An 18,052-nucleotide genomic window follows, 5' to 3' on the forward strand; every position below is an offset into this window, starting at 1 on the left:
CGAATTACCGGTCTCATGGCGCACCAGCCGGTTCTACGATCCGGGAGTGGAAATTGCGCAATCGACCGTCCGTACCGGTGATTCCGCCCGTGGCGCGCCCCGGGCGGTGACCGTCGGCGCCGACGGCGCCCGCGTCGTGTTCCTGCGTTCCACCGGGCCGCACGACGAGGCCGACAGTCTCTGGGTGCTGGACACCGACAGCGCCGAGGAACGCCGGATCGCCGACCCGACGGTCCTGTCCGCACAGCGCGGTGGCACGACGCAGCGCGGTGCCACCATCGACCGCTACGTCACCGACCCGGCCGCCCGGATCGCCGTGTTCGCCCTCGCCGGCCGGCTGTGGCGGGCCGACCTGGTCGGCGGCGACGTCGTCGAGGTGCCGGTGGTCGGCACCGCCGTCGACGCCCGGCCCGACCCCACCGGCGAACGGATCGCCTACGTGTCCGACAGCGACGCCGCCGACACCGCCACCCGGCCGGCGACGACCGCCCCCGGCAAACTGCGGGTGATCCATCCCGACGGCCGTGACACGCTGCTCGCCGGCGAGGCCGGCGACATCACCTGGGCACTGCCCGACCCGGGCGCCGCCGACTTCGGCCGCGACCGTGGCTACTGGTGGTCGGCGGACGGGCAGACCATCCTCACCGCCCGGGTGGACCGGTCCCGGTTGCCCCGCTGGCGGTACGCCGACCCGGCGCAGCCGCAGCAGCCCGGCCGCACCGCACCGTACCCACTGTGCGGCGGACCGGTCGCCGAGGTGACCCTGCACCTGCTCGACCTCGACGGCGGCTGGGTCGACGTGCACTGGGACCGGGAGACCTACCCGTACCTGGTGTCGGTCGACTGGTCCGACGGCGGCCCACTGATCACCGTGCTGCGCCGGATGCAGCAGCACGGGCTGGTGCTGTCGATCGACCCCCGCACCGGCGAGACCCAGGTGCACGCCGAACTCGCCGACCCGCGCTGGGTCGAGCCGATCCCCGGCACCCCCTGCTACCTGGCCGACGGTCGGGTGCTGGTCGGCGGCGAACTCGCCCACGACGGCTACGACGCCCGCTGCCTGTTCGCCGACGGCACCCTGCTCACCCCGGCCGCGCTGTACGTACGCCGGGTGGTGGGTCGACTGCCCGGCCGGCAGACCAGCCCCGACCTGCTGATCGAGGCCAGCGACGGGGAGCCCAGCGAGCAGCACCTGTACCGGGTCCGCACGGCGGCCTCCTCCGGCGGGTTGGACGCCGCCCGGGTCACCAGCACACCCGGCTGGCACGTCGGCGCGGTCGGCGGCGACGTGCTCGCCGTCGGCTCGGCCGCCCTGGACCAGCACGGCACCCGGTGGACGATCTGGCGCGGCGACACCGAGATCGGCGTACTGCGCAGCCTGGCCGCCCTCGGCCCGACCGCGCCCCGGCCGGCGCTGCAGCGGGTCACCGACCGGCGGCTGCCCGCCGGCGTGCTGTACCCGCAGAGCCACGTCGACGGCCGGCGACTGCCGGTACTGCTCGACCTCGACGGGGGGCCGGGCCGCCAGCAGGTCCGGGCCCGGCGGGCCGACTGGCTGGGCCGGCAGTGGTGGGCCGACGCCGGGTTCGCGGTGGTCGCCGTCGACGGCCGCGGTACGCCCGGAGTCGCCCCGAGTTTCGAGAAGGTGGTGCACCGCAGGCTCGCCGACGTGCTGCTCGCCGACCAGGTCGACGCGCTGACCGCGCTCGCCGACAAGCACCCCGACCTGGACCTGGACCAGGTCGTGGTGCGGGGCACCGGGTTCGGCGGCTGGCTGGCGGGGCTGGCCGTGCTGCGCCGGCCGGACATCTTCCGGGCGGCGGTGGCCCGCGCACCGATCGCCGACTGGGCCCTGCTGCGCGCCGGGTACGCCGAACGCTACCTGGGGGCGCCGGAGACCGACGGCGAGATCTACCCGCACCACAGTCTGGTCGCGGTCGCGGCGGAACCGCTGGTCGGCGGCGACGAACCGCGCCCGCTGCTGCTGGTGCACCCGCTCGACGACGACGACGTCCCGGTGGCGCACACCCTGCGGTTGTCGGCCGCGCTGCTGGCCACCGGCCGGCCGCACACGGTGCTGCCGGTGGCCGCCGGCACCGACCCGGACTCGGCGGCGGTGCGCCGCGCGGAACGGGAGTTCCTCCGGCAGGCGTTGGGATCGATCGGCTGAGCCGATTGTCGAATAGGGTCGACCGATGACCCACTTCGACGTCGCGACGGCAGCCGTGCAGGCCGCCCTCGACGCGGGCGCCCGGTACGCCGACGCCCGGCTGATGCACCGCCGGTACGAGTCGATGACCGCCCGCAACGGCGAGATCGAGGCGCTGGTCCAGCACAGCGACGCCGGGCTCGGTGTGCGGGCACTCGTCGGATCCAGCTGGGGCTTCTACGCCGTACCGGATCCGTCGCCAGCCGCCGCCCGCGCGGCCGGCGGGCGGGCCGCGAAGATCGCCGCCGCCAGCGCCCTGGTCCCGGGGCCGCCGATCGACCTGGTGCCGGCCGGTGCCGGCACCGCCAGCTGGGCCAGCCCGTGCCTGGTCGACCCGCTCGCGGTGCCGTTGTCGGACAAGGGTGACCTGCTGGTGTCGGCCACCGCGACGATGCGGGAGCACGGCGCGGACCTGGCCGAAGGGCTGTACCAGATCTGGGACACCGAGAAGTGGTTCGTCTCCAGTGAGGGCCACCGGATCGACCAGCGGTTTCGCGAGTGCGGGGCCGGGCTCTCGGCGACCGTGATCGGCGACGGCGAGACCCAGCGGCGGTCCTATCCGTCGTACCGGGGCCAGTACGGCACCAGCGGCTGGGAACTGGTCGACAGCCTGGACCTGCCGGCGCACGCCGCCCGGATCGCCCAGGAGGCGCGGGCGCTGCTGACCGCGCCGCCGTGCCCGGCCGGGGAGACCACGCTGATCCTCGGCGGGGAGCAGATGGCGCTGCAGATCCACGAGTCCGTCGGACACGCCATCGAGCTGGACCGGATCCTGGGCTGGGAGGCGGCGTTCGCCGGGACGTCCTGGCTGGACCTGGCCCAGCTGGGCAGCCTGCGGTACGGGTCCGAGCTGATGAACGTCACCATCGACCCGACCATCCCGGGGGCGTTGGGCAGCTTCGGGTTCGACGACGAGGGCAGCCCGGCGGTCAAGCGGGACGCGGTACGCGCCGGCCGGTGGGTCGGCGTACTGGCCGGGCGGGACTCGGCGGCGGTCGCCGGGCTCGACCACGGCGGCAGTGTGCGGGCCGACGGCTGGTCGCGGCTGCCGATGGTGCGGATGACCAACGTCGGCCTGGAACCGGGCCCGCACACCCTGGACGAGATGATCGCGGCGACCGACGACGGCGTACTGATGGACTTCAACCGGTCCTGGTCGATCGACGACAAGCGGCTGAACTTCCAGTTCGGCTGCGAGATCGGCTGGGAGATCAAGAACGGAAAGCTGGGGCGGATGCTGCGCAACCCGACGTACACCGGGATCGGCCCGGTGTTCTGGCGGTCGATGGACATGCTGTCGTCGGAGAGCGTCGCCTGGGGGACGCCGAACTGCGGCAAGGGCCAGCCCGGCCAGGTCGGGCACACCGGGCATCCGGCGGCCCCGGCCCGGTTCACCGACGTCCGGGTGGGGGTGCGCGGATGAGTCTGGACGCGGGGACGACCGGGGTGGCGCTGTCGCCGGCCGAGACCGAACTGGCGGTGCGGGTGGTGGAACTGGTCCGCCGGGCCGCCGGGCCGGAGGCGCAGGCCGAGGCGTACGTCGACCACCGGGCGCTGGCGCTGACCCGGTTCGCCAACTCGTTCATCCATCAGAACGTGGCCGAGGCGACGACCACGGTGTGGCTGCGGCTGCACGTCGACGGTCGGACCGCGATCGGCTCGACGACGCTGACCGGCCCGGACGGACTGGCCGACCTGGTCGAGCGCACCCTGACCGCCGCGCGGCTGTGCCCGCCGGATTCGGCCTGGCCGGGGCTGGCCGGGCCGGCGCCGCTGCACGCCGCCGGCACCTGGGACGAGGCGACCGCCCAGGCCGGGCCGGACCAGCGGGCCGCCCGGGTGCGCGACTTCGTCGCCGCGGCCGACGGCCTGGAATGCGCCGGCTACTGCCGTACCGTGCACCGGTCGACCGGGTTCGCCAATTCTGCCGGGCAGACCGCCGGTGGTCGTACGGCGGAGGCGGCGATGGACGGCATCGCCCGGGTCGACGGGGTCGACGGGGTGGCCCGGTTGGCGGCGGCCCGGCTGGCCGACGTCGACGGCGCGCGGCTCGGCGCGCGGGCGGCGGTCAAGGCGCGGGCCGGGCGGCACCCGGTCGACCTGCCGGCGGGCCGCTACCCGGTGGTGCTCGAACCGACGGCGGTGCTGGATCTGCTGCAGATGCTGGCCCACTACGGTTTCGCCGGCAAGGCGCACCACGAGCGGCGGTCGTTCGTCACCCTCGGCGAGCGGCAGTTCGACCCGGCGATCTCGCTGATCGACGATCCGGCGGTCGGCGGCGGGGTGCCGTTCGACGCCGAGGGCACGCCGACCGACCGTACGGTGCTGGTCGACGCGGGCCGGTCGGTGGCGCTGACCCACGACCGGCGGACCGGGGCGGCGGCCGGGATGGCGTCGACCGGGCACGCGGTGCCGGGCAGCGTGGTCTGGGGGCCGGCGGCCCAGCACCTGCGGCTGGTCCCGGCCGGCCAGGTCGACCAGGGTCCGGCCGGCGACGGTACGGCGGACGCCGCCCCGGTGGTCGGTGCCGGTGCGGCGGACACGGGGCCGGCGGCGGACGGCAGCGCGGCGCTGCTCGGTGGAATGGAGCGCGGCCTGCTGGTCACCGACCTCTGGTACACCCGGGTGCTCGATCCACGCAGCCTGGTGGTGACCGGCCTGACCCGTAACGGAGTGTGGCTGGTGGAGTCGGGTGAGATCGTCGCGGCGGTGGCGAACCTGCGGTTCACCCAGTCCTATCCGGAGGCGCTGGCCCCGGGGGCGGTACGTGGGCTGGGTACGCGGCTGACCCGGCTGCCGGACTCCTGGGACGCCACCTCCTGGCACGCCCCGGCGCTGCACCTGGCCAGTTGGCAGATCACCGGCGGTGCCGCCGGCTGACCATCCGGGTCGCCGGCTGACCGACCGTGCCGCCGGCGACCGTCGGTGTTGACGACATCTCGATCAATAACTTAGGTTAGGCACACCTCACTCTGGTGGGTCCGCGACGGGCGGTGCGGGCTGGTCGACCGCGCCGCCCGTCACCCGTACCAGTGGGTGCCGGACCACCCCGCCGACGGTTGACAACGGCCGATCTGTGACCGACGCCGCTACGGATCCAGTGAGGTTCTGCACATCCGCCCACCCAGCGGCGGGCCGGGCTTTCGTAACCGACGCGATACCGGCGAGACTCCCTTGCGCATACGTCCGTCGGTACGGGGCGTAACGTGTGCACCGGACTGCGCCAGCCGTCGAACGCGCGGCGCGGGATTGGAGCACGCGGTCGCACGGCAATCTGGGCTCTGCCCTGCTCGCCACGGACCGGCCGAAGATATCCGGGTCCGCCTTGGGAAAGTCGGGCCCCGTCAGGGAGACAGGATGACGACTACGGCAACGACGCCGGGGCAGGCGCGGGCGCGCGCCGCCATCGCGGCGAAGACGTTGCGCACCGACCGGTGGTGGCTACCCCCGCTCATCACCGTCATCGGACTCGGTGCCTGGGTCACCTACGCCACTGTCCGTGTTTTCATGCACGACTTCTACTGGGTCGAGGAGCACCACTACCTGACCCCGTTCTACTCACCCTGCGTCACCGAACGCTGCGTACCGGAGGCCGCGCACTTCGGCCGGTTCCTGCCCGGCTGGTGGATCATCCCGGACGCCGCGCTGACCCTGCCGTTCCTGCTGCTGTTCCGGCTGACCTGCTACTACTACCGCAAGGCCTACTACCGGGCGTTCTGGCTCAGCCCGCCGGCCTGCGCGGTGCCGGACGGCCACCAGCGCTACACCGGCGAGACCCGCTTCCCGCTGGTCTTCCAGAACGCGCACCGGTACGCCTTCTACGCCGCCGCGATCATCTCGCTGATCAACACCTGGGACGCGGTACTGGCCTTCGACGGCGAGAACGGCTTCGGCGTCGGCCTGGGCAACGTCATCCTGCTCGGCAACGTGGTCATGCTCTGGGCGTACACGCTGTCCTGCCACTCCTGCCGGCACATCGCCGGTGGCCGGCTCAAGCACTTCTCCAAGCACCCGGTGCGCTACCGGATCTGGACGTTCATCTCCAAGCTCAACGTCCGGCACATGCAGTTGGCCTGGATCACCCTCGGCACCCTGGCGCTGACCGACTTCTACGTGATGGCGCTGTCCGCCGGCTGGTTCAGCGACCTGCGGTTCTTCAACTAAGGGCTTGGACGATATGACTACCCGAATCGAACGACACCACTACGACGTCGTGGTCATCGGCGCCGGCGGCGCCGGGCTGCGGGCGGCGATCGAGTCCCGACTGGCCGGCAAGCGCACCGCGATCATCTCCAAGTCGCTGTTCGGCAAGGCCCACACGGTGATGGCCGAAGGCGGCGCGGCCGCCGCCATGGGCAACGTCAACAGCCGGGACAACTGGCAGGTGCACTTCCGCGACACCATGCGCGGCGGCAAGTTCCTGAACAACTTCCGGATGGCCGAGCTGCACGCCAAGGAGTCACCGCAGCGGATCTGGGAGCTGGAGACGTACGGCGCGCTGTTCGACCGTACGAAGGACGGCAAGATCTCGCAGCGCAACTTCGGCGGCCACGAGTACCCGCGACTGGCCCACGTCGGTGACCGCACCGGCCTGGAGCTGATCCGTACCCTCCAGCAGAAGATCGTCTCGCTGCAGCAGGAGGACAAGCGGGAGTACGGCGTCCACGACGCCCGGATCAAGGTCTTCGCCGAGACCACCATCACCGAACTGATGCTGGAGGACGGTCCGGACGGCCCCCGGGTCGCCGGCGCCTTCGGCTACTACCGGGAGAGCGGCGAGTTCGTCCTGTTCGAGGCGCCGGCCGTGGTGCTGGCCACCGGCGGGGTCGGCAAGTCGTACAAGGTCACCTCGAACTCCTGGGAGTACACCGGTGACGGGCACGCGCTCGCCCTGCGGGCCGGCGCCAACCTGATCAACATGGAGTTCCTGCAGTTCCACCCGACCGGCATGGTCTGGCCGCCGTCGGTCAAGGGCATCCTGGTCACCGAATCGGTCCGGGGCGACGGCGGCGTGCTGCGCAACACCGACGGCAAGCGGTTCATGTTCGACTACGTCCCCGACGTGTTCCGCAAGCAGTACGCGGAGACCGAGGAGGAGGCGGACCGCTGGTACACCGACCCGGACAACAACCGGCGTCCGCCGGAGCTGCTGCCCCGTGACGAGGTCGCCCGGGCGATCAACAGCGAGGTCAAGGCCGGCCGGGGTACGAAGTCCGGCGGCGTCCTGCTGGACATCGCCAGCCGGCTGCCGGCCGAGGAGATCCGTCGCCGGCTGCCCTCGATGTACCACCAGTTCAAGGAGCTGGCCGACGTCGACATCACCAAGCAGCCGATGGAGGTCGGGCCGACCTGCCACTACGTGATGGGTGGCGTCGAGGTCGAACCGGACACTGCGGCGGCCACCGGCCGGGTCAGCGGACTGTTCGCCGCCGGTGAGGTCTCCGGCGGCATGCACGGCTCCAACCGCCTCGGCGGCAACTCCCTGTCCGACCTGCTGGTCTTCGGCAAGCGGGCCGGCGAACACGCGGCGGCGTACGCCGGGAGTCTGGACCGGCGGCCGAAGGTCTCGGCCGAGGAGGTCGAGCACGCCGTCGACCAGGCGCTGGCGCCGCTGTCGCGCGACACCGGGGAGAACCCGTACACCCTGCAGCAGGACCTGCAGGCGGTGATGGGCGACCTGGTCGGCATCATCCGCCGCGAGGGCGAGCTGGCCGATTCCCTGGTCAAGCTGGCCGAGCTGCGGGAACGGGTGACGAAGGTCAGCGCGGCCGGCGGCCGGCGCTACAACCCCGGCTGGCATCTGGCGCTCGACCTGCGCAACATGCTGGTCGTCTCCGAGTGCACCGCCGAGGCGGCGCTGGAGCGCACCGAGTCCCGGGGCGGACACACCCGGGAGGACCACCCGACGATGGCCCCGCAGTGGCGCACGGTCAACCTGGTCTGCTCGCTCGACGGCGAGACGGTCAAGCTGGAACACAAGCCGCTGCCGAAGATGCGCCCCGAGCTGATCAAGCTCTTCGACCGGGCGGAGCTGGCCAAGTACCTGACCGACGAGGAGCTGGCGGAGTTCGACGCGCTGGCGCAGGACGCGCTCGCTGAGGAGGCGGACAACTGATGGGCACGAATCGCCACTTCAGGGTGTGGCGGGGCGACGAGAACGGCGGCGAGCTGCAGGACTACCAGGTCGAGGTGAACGAGGGCGAGGTCGTCCTCGACGTCATCCACCGGCTGCAGGCCACCGAGGCTCCCGACCTGGCCTGCCGGTGGAACTGCAAGGCCGGCAAGTGCGGCTCCTGTTCCATGGAGATCAACGGCATGCCGAAGCTGGGCTGCATGACGCGGATGTCGACGTTCGAGGAGAACGAGACGATCAGCATCACCCCGCTGCGTACCTTCCCGGTGATCCGGGACCTGGTCACCGACGTGTCGTTCAACTACCAGAAGTCGTTGGAGACGCCGGCGTTCAGCCCGCCGGAGGACCTGGCCCCCGGCGAGTACCGGATGCAGCAGGTCGACGTGGAACGCTCACAGGAGTTCCGCAAGTGCATCGAGTGCTTCCTGTGCCAGAACACCTGCCACGTGGTCCGTGACCACGAGGACAACAAGACCGCGTTCTCCGGTCCCCGGGTGTTCATCCGCGCCGCCGAGCTCGACATGCACCCGCTGGACACCAAGACCGACCGCAAGCAGTACGCGCAGGCCTCGCAGGGGCTGGGCTACTGCAACATCACCAAGTGCTGCACCGAGGTCTGCCCGGAGCACATCAAGATCACCGACAACGCGATCATCCCGATGAAGGAGCGCGTCGTCGACCGGCGGTACGATCCACTGGTGTGGCTCGGTAGCAAGATCTTCCGGCGGGGGCAGAACGGCGCGGCGGACAACGGATCAGGGCTCGGTCAGTCCGGCCTCGACCAGCCCGTCGGCACCGTGGCGGCGACCGCGGTGCCGGCCGACGGCGACCACAGCCCGGAAGCGGACGCCGCCCGGGGCGTCAACTGGCACCGGCAGGTCCCCCGTCCGCAGGCCGCGGCGGTGGACGAGAAGGGTCACCTGCCGATCAGCGAGCTGGCCTTCGACAAGCCGGCCGCGCCGTCGCCGTTCGGCGAGGACGTCACCTTCCCGCTGCCGGACAAGTCGCTGAACTACCACCACCCCGACCAGGACCGCTGAACGCGGCCAGCACCCGACGCAGGACCGCTGAACGCGGCCAGCACCCGACGCAGGACCGCTGAACGCGGCTCTGCCGTTCTGATCGACATCGCCCCGGTTGGCGCGCGGAAGCGCCGACCGGGGCGATGTCGCGAGTTGCCAGCAATCCATCGACAGTCGTAGCATCCTCGGCGGAGCCGGGAACGAATCTCGTCGATCGTTTTCCGTCGTGGGCGGTGTCGGGCCGCCGGGCCCACGGCACCAGTCCGCCATGCGGGCTGCCCGCCGAAGGAGCTCCACGGCAATGTGTGCACTCAGGCGCTTCCGCCTGCTTTCGATCATCTTCGCCGCGGTCGTCGCCCTCGGGGTCACCGTCGTCTGGTTCGCACCGGTGGCGGACGCCGGCGAGCTCTGCGGACGGACAGACACGGTCAGCATCGCCGACAAGCGGTACGTGGTGATGAACAACGTCTGGGGAGCCGGCACCCTGCAGTGCCTACGGGTCACCGAGGAGGGCCGGTTCACCGTCAGCCGATCCGAGCACGACAAGCGCACCGGGTCGGCGGCCGCGTACCCGACGATCTACCAGGGCTGCCACTGGGGCAACTGCACGGTCGGCAGCGGGCTGCCGATCAAGGTACGGCAGCTGCGGTCGGCCCGCTCCGACTGGACGTTCGACGCCGCCGACGCCGAGGGCCGGTGGAACGCCACGTACGACCTGTGGTTCCACACGGACGCGAACGCCCACCGCTCGCCGGACGGCGCGGAACTGATGGTCTGGCTGGACCACGACGGCGGTGCCGAACCCGCCGGCACGCTGGTCGCCAGCGACGTCACCCTGGCCGGGGCGACCTGGGACGTCTACCACGCCGACTGGCACTGGAACTACGTCGCGTACGTGCGGACCAGCCCGACCGACCGGGCGGAGGATCTGGAACTGGCGGCCTTCACCCGCGACGCCGTGGGCCGGGGGTACATCGACCGTGACTGGTACCTCACCGGAATCGAGGCGGGCTTCGAAATCTGGCACGGCGGCGCCGGACTCGGCTCCCGGTCGTTCGAGGTCAAGATCAATTACTGAGGCTGACGCAGGTACGGCCCGAGTATGGCGACGATGGGCTGGTCCGCCGGCAGCCAGGTGACCTGGTCGAGTTCGTCGGCGGCCAGCCATCGCAACTCGGCGTGCTCCAGCGCGGTGGGCTGAGCCGACCCGAGCAGGCTGGCCAGGTAGACCCGCAGAACCGACCGACCGTGCCCGAGCACCTGGTCACCGCCGAGCCGCTGCCCGACCGCGACCGCCACGCCCAACTCTTCGTGACACTCCCGGACCAGTGCGTCGATCTCCGACTCACCGGTTTCCACCTTTCCGCCGGGAAATTCCCATTTTCCCGCCGTGCTCGGCGGGTGTGCCCGCGCGCAGGCCAGCACCTGCCCATCGCGGACGATCGCCGCCCCCACCACTACCTGACGCCTTGACTGCCCGGTCCGCACAGCAGACCAGCCTGCCAGATCAATCAGCAATTCGGGTAACCCTGCTGTCTGCACGGACAGTAGATGACGGAAGGGTGGACGTGGACACACCAGCCAGTCAGCGGCCAGACTGGGGGCCACCGACCAAGACACAGGATGGCGACGATTTGGCCACAAGCCGGCAACGACGCCTGGGAGGTGTGGCTTTGCGAGCAATCTGGCCCGGCCGGGTAGGCCGCGACTACCTTAGCGACGCGCTGACCCAGCTGGACGGGTGGACCCAGGACGGCCAGCAGATCCATCGGACCCTGCTGCTCGACGACAGCCAGCACGCCGAGCTGACCGAGCGGATCAAGGTCGCGGCCGACGCCCTGCACCTACGACCGCAGGTACGTCGGGCGGACGGGCACACCCAGATCTGCCTGGGTGATCCGGATGGCGACAAGATCACCGAAGGTGACGTGACGCTCGCCGCCCGGATCGAGGACGCCTACCGTACGATCATCGACGCCGCCTGATCCGACTCCCCTGGCTTGCATCGCGGCCGGTCACAATCAGGGCCGGCTTGTCGATGCGACCTACCCTCGGATCATGGCGAATGTTGCGTACGACCGACGCGAGCAACTACGGCAGATCGAAAGTGGGCTCCTCGACGGCGAGCAGGTGATCGCGGTCTACGACGCGATCGGCACCGGCACCGGCTTCATCGGGCTGACCAACCGCCGCGTGATCATCCAGGACAAGTCCTTCGTCGGCAAGAAGGTCGCCATCACCAGCATCCCGTACTCGAAGATCACCAGCGTCAGCGTGGTGAGCAACAAGTCCTGGGGTGGCTCGTACTTCTCCACCGGCGCCATCGCCATCAACGTCGGCACGCACACCTACGAGGTCGAGTTCCGGGGCGACCAGAAGTCACACCACGTACACAACGTGATCCTGCACTACATCTCGTGACCGGGCCCCATCGGTCGCCAAATGCCCTGGACCAGGGTTGTTACGGTGCCGGTCGTGAAGCGGATCATGCTTGGCGCCACCGCCACCGGACTTGTTCTGACCCTGTTCGCCGCCGGCTGTGGCGACACTGACAGCGACGACGCCGCCGGCCCGTCGCCGGCCGGACCGGCGGGGTCCGCCAGCGCGGCTCGACCCACGTTCGCCGAACGGCTGGCGCTGCTACCGCAGCGACTCGCCGACGACGAGATCGTGCTGCAGATGGCCGATCTCGACCGGGCGGCCGAGCTCGCCGGGCTGGCCCGGCCGACCGACCCCGCCGACGCCGAGGCGGTCCGCGGCTACCTCGCGGCGTTGTCCACCGGCGCGAGCGCCGACGGACCGGCGGAGGTGGCTGCGCTGCTGCCTCAGCAGGCGGTACCGGCCGGGAACCCCGACCTCGCCGGGTTCGCGGCCGAGCTCGGCTGGTCGGTGCTCGACGTCTCCTGGTACGTCGAACACAGCAATCCGCCGAACGTGATGAGCGTGCTCGGCGGCCGCTTCGACAGCGACCGGAAGACCGACGCGATGGGTGAGCCCACCGACGGCGGATGGCAACTCGGCAACGCCGACGGCAGCATCGACCTGGCCGGACGCACCGTCGCCCGACCATTCGGTCAGCCGCTGCACCTGCGGCTGGCCGACGGCAGGCTGACAGTGGCCGGCAACTCCGAGACGGCGACCGCGCTCGACAACGGGGCCGCGTCGTTCGCCGACACGCCGGCCGCAGTCGCACTCGCCGAAGCAATGGACGCCGAGCAGGCGTACTCGGTGTTGTTCCGGGTCGGCGGCGACTACGGCGGCGGGCGGGCCGGGCAGACGCTGCCCGCTGCGTTCGACGGGGTCGCTGGCGGGCTCGCCCACGACGGCGCGCCCGTCATGGTGCTCGCCTATGCCCATGCGGACGCCGACTCCGCGAAGGCCAACGCGGAAGCCTTGGTCACCCTGCTGGAACAGGGCAGCTCCAGCACCGGACAGCCCTGGTCGCAGCGGTTCACCGAGCCCGAGGTACGCCAGGACGGCGACACGGTGGTCGTCCGGCTGCGCCCAGCCGACGGCACGCCGGCGTCGATCGTCTACCAGCTGTTGCAGCGGCAGGAGTCACTGATCACCCACGAGTGACGCCGTCCCTTCCGCCTCGGCCGCCCGCACCCGGAAATGACCCGGCCGCCGACGTGGTTGTATCTGCCCAGCCCCGACCGGCCTGCCCGTCCCCCCGCGTGGGTGTCCTGGCGGACCGGTACTGCGGTAGAGCAGTATTCCTGTGAGGAATAATTATTCCTCTGAGGTATATCGTCCGGACGGGTGTCCCTGTCCGGTGCCGTCACGGTCGGTGACGTGGCGGACCGCGAGGCCACTGCGGGGAATGACCGGCCGGCCCACGTGGTTGGACATGGTCGCGACGCACGGAAGGCCAGCCCCGAGCGGGCGAGCAGCCGCCGCCGCGTCCCCGTACCACCCGGACGACCGTTTACCGCACACCCCACACGACCGCCCGCCCCGGCACGCTTCCCGGGGCCCGGGTGGCGGGTGTGCCCCCTCGGAAAACGGAAGGTGGACCCCCCATGACCACGATCATCACCCGCACCCTGCGCACCACCGCTCTGGGCATCGCCGGTCTCACCCTCGCCGGCGGCGCGATCGCCGGCCCCGCCCTGGCCGCCGACCACGCCCCCACCGCCCTCGCCGCACCCGTGTCCGCCGCAGCCGCGAGCGACAGCGGCAGTGTCGACACCGCCAAGCTCATCCCGCACGGCGTGCAGGGCGAACAGTCCCGCATCGACCTGAGCAGCGAGCAGACCGACAACGTCAAGGGCATCATCGCCGCCACGAAGAAGGCGGGCATGGACGAGCGGGCCGCCGTGGTCGCGATCGCCACCGCGCTGCAGGAGTCGAAGCTGGAGAACCTCGGCCACCTGGGTGACCGTAACGACCACGACTCGCAGGGCCTGTTCCAGCAGCGGCCGTCGTCCGGCTGGGGCACCGTCGAGCAGATCACCGACGTCGAATACTCCACCACCGCGTTCCTCAACGGGCTGAAGGCCGTCGACGGCTGGCAGGACATGCCGCTGACCCAGGCCGCGCAGACCGTGCAGGTGTCGGCGTACCCGGACCACTACGCCCAGTGGGAGACCCAGGCCGCCGAACTCATCGCCCAGCACTGGAACAGCTGACCCGGCCCCAACTGACCGCAGCAGCCTGACCCCAGCACAACGACCGAAGGGCCGGACCCCGTACCCGGGGTCCGGCCCTTCGACGCATTCCTGACTCAGGACTGCCTATCCGGGGTGACGAATGTGCCGCGCCCGGTGAAGGTGACCACTCGGCCTTCCTCGCGCAACGCGTCGAGTGCAGCCCGCACGGTGCCGCGCGCCACGCCGTACGTCTGCGCCAGCGTCACCTCGCCAGGCAGCTTGTGCCCAGGCGGCCACTCGCCGCTGTCGATCCTCGCCTTCAGGGCGTCGGTCACCTGCTCGGCAAACGAACGCGGCGACCAAGGGTCGATCATTCCAACAGGCTGCCACCTGTCCAGCCGAGCCGTTCTGTCTATCTCGTTCACTCTATGGACAGGGTGGACAGGTTCAACTAGTGTCGGATTCACGAAGACAGAGCGGCCCTCGGCTCGCGTGGTAGCGCTCGCCGAGGGCCTTGACGCGAAACGAGGTCGCGCCCGTGAACATTCTGCCCGAGACGCCGTCGCCCGGCGGCCAGCCCGAGACTTCACCCACGCCGCGAGCCCCCAAGCGAAGCACGCGCGGCGATGTGACGACCCCTCAGGAGCCGGGGATCCTGGTGGTCGGGCCGAGAGTGCTGCCGGAGCACGGGACGGTCCAGATCTGGGCCGACTCCGGCGAAGGCGCCAAGGCCCTCTACCGACTGAGGCGCAGCTCTACAGCCTGATAACCCGGACCCGCCGCCCGCACAACTTGGTCATGTCGTCGACATCCGATGTCAGAACGACCACAGGCGCAGGAAGTCGAAGCGCCACCTCGGCGACCATGGCATCGATGGCGTACTTGTGCCCGTGCAGCCCCGCCGCCTTCAACAACTCCACGCTACGGCAGGCGCTTTCCTTTGTCACCGCCTCCACTCGGACCCGGGACAGCAGCCAGCCCAGCCGCGCAATGTCTACCTTGGAGTGCGAAACCTCAATGGTCGTGGCAGCCGAGACGGCAAGGTCTGCCCCGTCACGCTCGGCCTGCTCCAGCAGGCGCATCACCTTGCGATCCCGATCGATCCAGCCGGCGAGACCTTGCGAGTCGAGCACGAGTGACTCGAGGCTCACGCCGCGCGCTCCGTCTCCCCGGTCCCGTGCAGGAGCGTTCGCGCCTCGGCCATCTCCTGGTCGGTGAACGCCCCGAATTCAGCCTGATAGCCGTCCAACTCCTCACGAAGGAGCCTTCGCCGCTCGGCCCGCTCGGCCAGCTCGGTCAGGTAGCCGGAGACGTTGTCGGTGTGCGTCTTCATGCTCTCCAGCAACTCTGCCGGCAGCGTGATCGTGACCTTCTTCGTCCTCGCCATCCCGCGACCATACCATGGTATTACCGCATACTGGAGCACGCATGGCTCCGACTACCGATGTTGCGGTGAAGAACATGACCGCAGTGCCCGAGTGGATGCGACCGCCCTGCCCCGAGGGGAGGTACGCCGATGACCTCGACAAGCTCGCCGAGGCGCCTCGTCACACCGAACTGATCGATGGAGCACTCGTCTTCATGGTGTCCCCCCAGCGGGTCTGGCACGCACGTATCGTCACCGCGCTGGTGAACAGTTTGACCGACCAGGCACCGCCGGGCGTCGAGGTCGACCGGGAGATCACGATCCGACTCGACAGATGGAACCGCCCGGAGCCCGACCTGGTGGCCGCAGCGGCGGCCTACGATCCGTTCCGGACCTACTACACGTCCGAGGAGACTCTGCTGGTCGTGGAGGTGACCGGTGCGGGCACCCGCCCCGGGATCAGACGTTGAAGCGGAACTCGACGACGTCGCCGTCCTGCATGACGTACTCCTTGCCTTCGATCCGGACCTTGCCGGCCGCCTTCGCCGCCGCCATGGTCCCGGCCGCGACCAGATCGTCGAACGAGACGATCTCGGCCTTGATGAAGCCGCGCTGGAAGTCCGAGTGGATCACCCCGGCGGCCTCCGGCGCGGTCGCCCCGACCGGGATGGTCCAGGCCCGTGCCTCCTTCGGCCCGGCGGTGAGGTACGTCTGCAGCCCCAGGGTGCGGAAACCGACCCGGATCAGCTGGTGGAGCCCCGGCTCGCTCTGCCCGATCGACTCCAGCAGCTCCAGCGCCTCGTCGTCGGGCAGGTCGATCAGCTCGGACTCGATCTTGGCGTCCATGAAGACCGCCTCGGCCGGGGCGACCAGGGCCCGCAGCTCGTCGAGGAGCGCGGCGTTGCCCAGCTCGTCCTCGTCGACGTTGAAGACGTACAGGAACGGCTTGGTGGTCAGCAGGTGCAGCTCGCGCAGCTCGGCGACGTCGATGCCGGCGGCGGTCGCCCCCGCGTACAGCGTGGTGCCGCCGTCGAGCAGCTCGGCGGCGGCCTTCGCCGCGGTGTGGATCGCCACCCGGTCCTTGCGCAGCCGGGCTTCCTTCTCCAGCCGGGGCAGCGCCTTCTCCAACGTCTGCAGATCGGCCAGGATCAGCTCGGTGTTGATCGTCTCGATGTCGTCACCCGGCGACACCTTGCCGTCGACGTGCACCACGTTGGGGTCGGCGAACACCCGCACCACCTGGCAGATCGCCGAGGCGTCACGGATGTTCGCCAGGAAGGCGTTGCCCCGGCCCTGCCCCTTGGACGCGCCCCGCACCAGGCCCGCGATGTCGACGAACGACACCGGCGCCGGGATGATCTTCTGCGAGCCGAAGATCTCCGCGAGCTTGTCCAGCCGCCCGTCCGGCAGCCCCACCACGCCGACGTTCGGCTCGATCGTGGCGAACGGGTAGTTCGCCGCGAGAACGTCGTTCTTGGTGAGCGCGTTGAACAGGGTGCTCTTGCCGACGTTGGGCAGGCCGACGATGCCGATGGTGAGACTCACGTCGGTCGAGTCTACGCAGCGCCCAGCGGCGGGTCAGGCGCAGGCGGCCTTGAGCTTGTCGGTCGCCTCGGTCAGCAGCCCGGTCACCTGACCCATCGGGGTGTTGTCGTCCGGGTCGTTGATCTGGGCGACGACATCGGCGGCCTCGGTCAGCGCCTGCTGTACGTCGGCGTCGACCGGGTCGACGGCGAGCGACTGCAGCATCCCGGTCCAGCCGGCGAGCTTGCTCCGGAACTCGGACTCGGCGGTCTCCGGCGCCGACCCGCCCTCGACCGCTGCGGCGATCAGCTTGTCGAAGTCGTCCTCGATGTTCGCGGTGTTCGCCTCGCTGGCCGGCACCGCCATGTCGCACGCCGCCTTCGTGGCCACGGCGGCCTCGTCGTCGGCGGAGCCGGCCGGTTGCGCGTCGGCCGGGGCGCTGGCCGACGGCTGGGGGCTCGGGTCAGCTGCGGCGTCGGTGTCGGTGTCCGCGCCGCCGCAGCCGGCCAGGGTGAGTGCCAGCGCCGTGGTGACGGCGGCGGTGATCAGGGTACGTCGCATCGTGATCCGTCCAATGGGGGTGAGCAAACTGGAGCAGGCTACCCAACGCCCGCACCCGCCCCAGGTCAACCCCTCCCACCCTCACTGGCAGACGGCACCCAGCTTCTCCGGTACGGCCGTGACCGCAGCGATCTGCTCGTCGGTGAACGGGGTCTCCCCCACTTCGGTCGCCGCTTCGATCGCGGTGGTGCTCTCCGCCAGCACGGTCCGCAGCTCCTCGTCGACCGGACCGGTCGCCAGCGAGGTCAGCGTCGCCGACCAGGCCCGCATCTGCGCCTCGAAGTCCTCTGCCGACACCTGCGTCGCGACACTGGCGTCCTCGGGGAAGAGCAGCTTGGCGTCCCGCTCGAACCCGGTCGCGAAGTCGTTGCTCATCGAGACCGCCTGGTTGCAGGCGGCGTTGGTGGCGGCCAGGATGTCGGCCTCGCTGGCGGTGGTGTTGGCGGGGGGCGGCGACGCGGAGTTCGTCGGCGGTTCGGTGCCGCAGGCGGCAAGGCTCAACAGCAGGGCCGAGCCGAGGGCGACGCTGGCCAGTAGGTGACGCATGGGATCTACCGACTCCTTGATCGAGGTGGGGCGAACCGCACCAGCTTATCGATCGATCCCGACATCCACCCGATCAGGTCGATCGAGATCAGCGGATGC

General features: G+C 70.6%; 18 protein-coding genes and 2 pseudogenes. 13 read left to right on the top strand and 7 right to left on the bottom strand.

The window, feature by feature from the left end:
• Positions 1 to 46: 46 nt before the first annotated feature.
• From ACN28F_RS09710 to ACN28F_RS09745, 8 genes and pseudogenes are all read left to right on the top strand, one after another.
• Positions 47 to 2,170, top strand: a complete 2,124-nt coding sequence (locus tag ACN28F_RS09710) for a prolyl oligopeptidase family serine peptidase (protein ID WP_421357511.1) — start codon at positions 47 to 49, stop codon at positions 2,168 to 2,170.
• A 25-nt stretch (positions 2,171 to 2,195) separates the two neighbouring features.
• Positions 2,196 to 3,632: a TldD/PmbA family protein gene (locus tag ACN28F_RS09715; protein ID WP_289207708.1), complete on the top strand. Its 1,437-nt coding sequence runs from the start codon at positions 2,196 to 2,198 to the stop codon at positions 3,630 to 3,632.
• Entirely contained in the window at positions 3,629 to 5,089 is a 1,461-nt protein-coding gene (locus ACN28F_RS09720; protein WP_421357512.1) for a TldD/PmbA family protein, read from the top strand. The genes ACN28F_RS09715 and ACN28F_RS09720 overlap by 4 nt, the downstream gene beginning before the upstream one ends.
• A 477-nt stretch (positions 5,090 to 5,566) precedes the next feature.
• Entirely contained in the window at positions 5,567 to 6,373 is an 807-nt protein-coding gene (locus ACN28F_RS09725; protein WP_289207710.1) for a hypothetical protein, read from the top strand.
• A 13-nt stretch (positions 6,374 to 6,386) separates the two neighbouring features.
• Positions 6,387 to 8,324, top strand: coding sequence for a fumarate reductase/succinate dehydrogenase flavoprotein subunit (locus tag ACN28F_RS09730; RefSeq protein WP_421357513.1), 1,938 nt, complete (start codon positions 6,387 to 6,389; stop codon positions 8,322 to 8,324).
• Positions 8,324 to 9,080: pseudogene (locus tag ACN28F_RS09735) on the top strand (succinate dehydrogenase/fumarate reductase iron-sulfur subunit); the annotation flags it as partial. The gene ACN28F_RS09730 and the pseudogene ACN28F_RS09735, both read left to right, overlap by 1 nt.
• Positions 9,081 to 9,160: 80 nt before the next feature.
• Positions 9,161 to 9,382, top strand: a pseudogene (locus ACN28F_RS09740) (succinate dehydrogenase/fumarate reductase iron-sulfur subunit); the annotation flags it as partial.
• A 283-nt stretch (positions 9,383 to 9,665) separates the two neighbouring features.
• A complete protein-coding gene (locus ACN28F_RS09745) occupies positions 9,666 to 10,442 on the top strand; it encodes a GH12 family glycosyl hydrolase domain-containing protein (RefSeq protein ID WP_289207713.1) in 777 nt (258 codons plus the stop codon).
• On the opposite strand, the gene ACN28F_RS09750 is transcribed toward ACN28F_RS09745, so the two are convergent.
• Complete coding sequence (locus ACN28F_RS09750; RefSeq protein WP_421361332.1) at positions 10,436 to 10,870, bottom strand: (deoxy)nucleoside triphosphate pyrophosphohydrolase; 435 nt, start codon at positions 10,868 to 10,870, stop codon at positions 10,436 to 10,438. The genes ACN28F_RS09745 and ACN28F_RS09750 overlap by 7 nt on opposite strands.
• 167 nt (positions 10,871 to 11,037) lie before the next feature.
• Between ACN28F_RS09750 and ACN28F_RS09755 the strand changes: the two genes are divergently transcribed.
• The 4 genes from ACN28F_RS09755 to ACN28F_RS09770 all read left to right on the top strand — a co-directional run bounded on the left by ACN28F_RS09755 (position 11,038) and on the right by ACN28F_RS09770 (position 13,995).
• Complete coding sequence (locus ACN28F_RS09755; protein ID WP_289207714.1) at positions 11,038 to 11,349, top strand: 4a-hydroxytetrahydrobiopterin dehydratase; 312 nt, start codon at positions 11,038 to 11,040, stop codon at positions 11,347 to 11,349.
• Between the two features lie 73 nt (positions 11,350 to 11,422).
• The gene (locus tag ACN28F_RS09760) at positions 11,423 to 11,785 is read left to right on the top strand and encodes a PH domain-containing protein (protein ID WP_282225679.1); all 363 of its coding nucleotides are present in this window, start codon (positions 11,423 to 11,425) and stop codon (positions 11,783 to 11,785) included.
• A 54-nt stretch (positions 11,786 to 11,839) separates the two neighbouring features.
• Positions 11,840 to 12,943, top strand: a complete 1,104-nt coding sequence (locus ACN28F_RS09765) for a hypothetical protein (RefSeq protein WP_421357514.1) — start codon at positions 11,840 to 11,842, stop codon at positions 12,941 to 12,943.
• A gap of 443 nt (positions 12,944 to 13,386) precedes the next feature.
• Positions 13,387 to 13,995, top strand: a complete 609-nt coding sequence (locus ACN28F_RS09770) for a hypothetical protein (protein ID WP_421357515.1) — start codon at positions 13,387 to 13,389, stop codon at positions 13,993 to 13,995.
• 95 nt (positions 13,996 to 14,090) lie between these two features.
• On the opposite strand, the gene ACN28F_RS09775 is transcribed toward ACN28F_RS09770, so the two are convergent.
• The 3 genes from ACN28F_RS09775 to ACN28F_RS09785 form a co-directional block, all read right to left on the bottom strand.
• A complete protein-coding gene (locus ACN28F_RS09775; protein ID WP_289207717.1) occupies positions 14,091 to 14,330 on the bottom strand; it encodes a GntR family transcriptional regulator in 240 nt (79 codons plus the stop codon).
• A 381-nt stretch (positions 14,331 to 14,711) separates the two neighbouring features.
• Complete coding sequence (locus ACN28F_RS09780) at positions 14,712 to 15,107, bottom strand: PIN domain-containing protein (RefSeq protein ID WP_289207718.1); 396 nt, start codon at positions 15,105 to 15,107, stop codon at positions 14,712 to 14,714.
• Positions 15,104 to 15,343, bottom strand: a complete 240-nt coding sequence (locus ACN28F_RS09785; protein ID WP_289207719.1) for a hypothetical protein — start codon at positions 15,341 to 15,343, stop codon at positions 15,104 to 15,106. Before ACN28F_RS09785 ends, ACN28F_RS09780 begins: the two co-directional genes overlap by 4 nt.
• A 74-nt stretch (positions 15,344 to 15,417) precedes the next feature.
• Between ACN28F_RS09785 and ACN28F_RS09790 the strand changes: the two genes are divergently transcribed.
• Positions 15,418 to 15,792 (top strand): Uma2 family endonuclease, encoded by a 375-nt coding sequence (locus ACN28F_RS09790; RefSeq protein ID WP_421357516.1) that lies wholly within the window; start codon positions 15,418 to 15,420, stop codon positions 15,790 to 15,792.
• On the opposite strand, the gene ychF is transcribed toward ACN28F_RS09790, so the two are convergent.
• The 3 genes from ychF to ACN28F_RS09805 all read right to left on the bottom strand — a co-directional run bounded on the left by ychF (position 15,782) and on the right by ACN28F_RS09805 (position 17,953).
• On the bottom strand, positions 15,782 to 16,867 hold the full coding sequence (gene ychF, locus ACN28F_RS09795) for a redox-regulated ATPase YchF (RefSeq protein WP_282225676.1): 1,086 nt from the start codon (positions 16,865 to 16,867) through the stop codon (positions 15,782 to 15,784). The genes ACN28F_RS09790 and ychF overlap by 11 nt on opposite strands.
• 33 nt (positions 16,868 to 16,900) lie before the next feature.
• Positions 16,901 to 17,407, bottom strand: coding sequence for a hypothetical protein (locus ACN28F_RS09800; RefSeq protein WP_421357517.1), 507 nt, complete (start codon positions 17,405 to 17,407; stop codon positions 16,901 to 16,903).
• Between the two features lie 81 nt (positions 17,408 to 17,488).
• Positions 17,489 to 17,953 carry a hypothetical protein gene (locus ACN28F_RS09805; protein WP_289207722.1) on the bottom strand — a complete coding sequence of 155 codons (465 nt, stop codon included), beginning with the start codon at positions 17,951 to 17,953 and terminating at the stop codon, positions 17,489 to 17,491.
• Positions 17,954 to 18,052 lie beyond the last annotated feature (99 nt).

Source organism: Solwaraspora sp. WMMA2101 (genome assembly GCF_049179175.1).
In the GTDB taxonomy this organism is placed as follows: Bacteria; Actinomycetota; Actinomycetes; order Mycobacteriales; family Micromonosporaceae; genus Micromonospora_E.

Bases quoted from the DNA above. Each gene is read 5' to 3' on its own strand.
- ACN28F_RS09715 (WP_289207708.1), top strand. From the start codon at position 2,196: ATGACCCACTTCGACGTCGCGACGGCAGCCGTGCAGGCCGCCCTCGAC.
- ACN28F_RS09720 (WP_421357512.1), top strand. From the start codon at position 3,629: ATGAGTCTGGACGCGGGGACGACCGGGGTGGCGCTGTCGCCGGCCGAG.
- ACN28F_RS09725 (WP_289207710.1), top strand. From the start codon at position 5,567: ATGACGACTACGGCAACGACGCCGGGGCAGGCGCGGGCGCGCGCCGCC.
- ACN28F_RS09730 (WP_421357513.1), top strand. From the start codon at position 6,387: ATGACTACCCGAATCGAACGACACCACTACGACGTCGTGGTCATCGGC.
- ACN28F_RS09745 (WP_289207713.1), top strand. From the start codon at position 9,666: ATGTGTGCACTCAGGCGCTTCCGCCTGCTTTCGATCATCTTCGCCGCG.
- ACN28F_RS09760 (WP_282225679.1), top strand. From the start codon at position 11,423: ATGGCGAATGTTGCGTACGACCGACGCGAGCAACTACGGCAGATCGAA.
- ACN28F_RS09770 (WP_421357515.1), top strand. From the start codon at position 13,387: ATGACCACGATCATCACCCGCACCCTGCGCACCACCGCTCTGGGCATC.
- ACN28F_RS09775 (WP_289207717.1), bottom strand. From the start codon at position 14,330: ATGATCGACCCTTGGTCGCCGCGTTCGTTTGCCGAGCAGGTGACCGAC.
- ACN28F_RS09785 (WP_289207719.1), bottom strand. From the start codon at position 15,343: ATGGCGAGGACGAAGAAGGTCACGATCACGCTGCCGGCAGAGTTGCTG.
- ACN28F_RS09790 (WP_421357516.1), top strand. From the start codon at position 15,418: ATGACCGCAGTGCCCGAGTGGATGCGACCGCCCTGCCCCGAGGGGAGG.
- ACN28F_RS09800 (WP_421357517.1), bottom strand. From the start codon at position 17,407: ATGCGACGTACCCTGATCACCGCCGCCGTCACCACGGCGCTGGCACTC.
- ACN28F_RS09805 (WP_289207722.1), bottom strand. From the start codon at position 17,953: ATGCGTCACCTACTGGCCAGCGTCGCCCTCGGCTCGGCCCTGCTGTTG.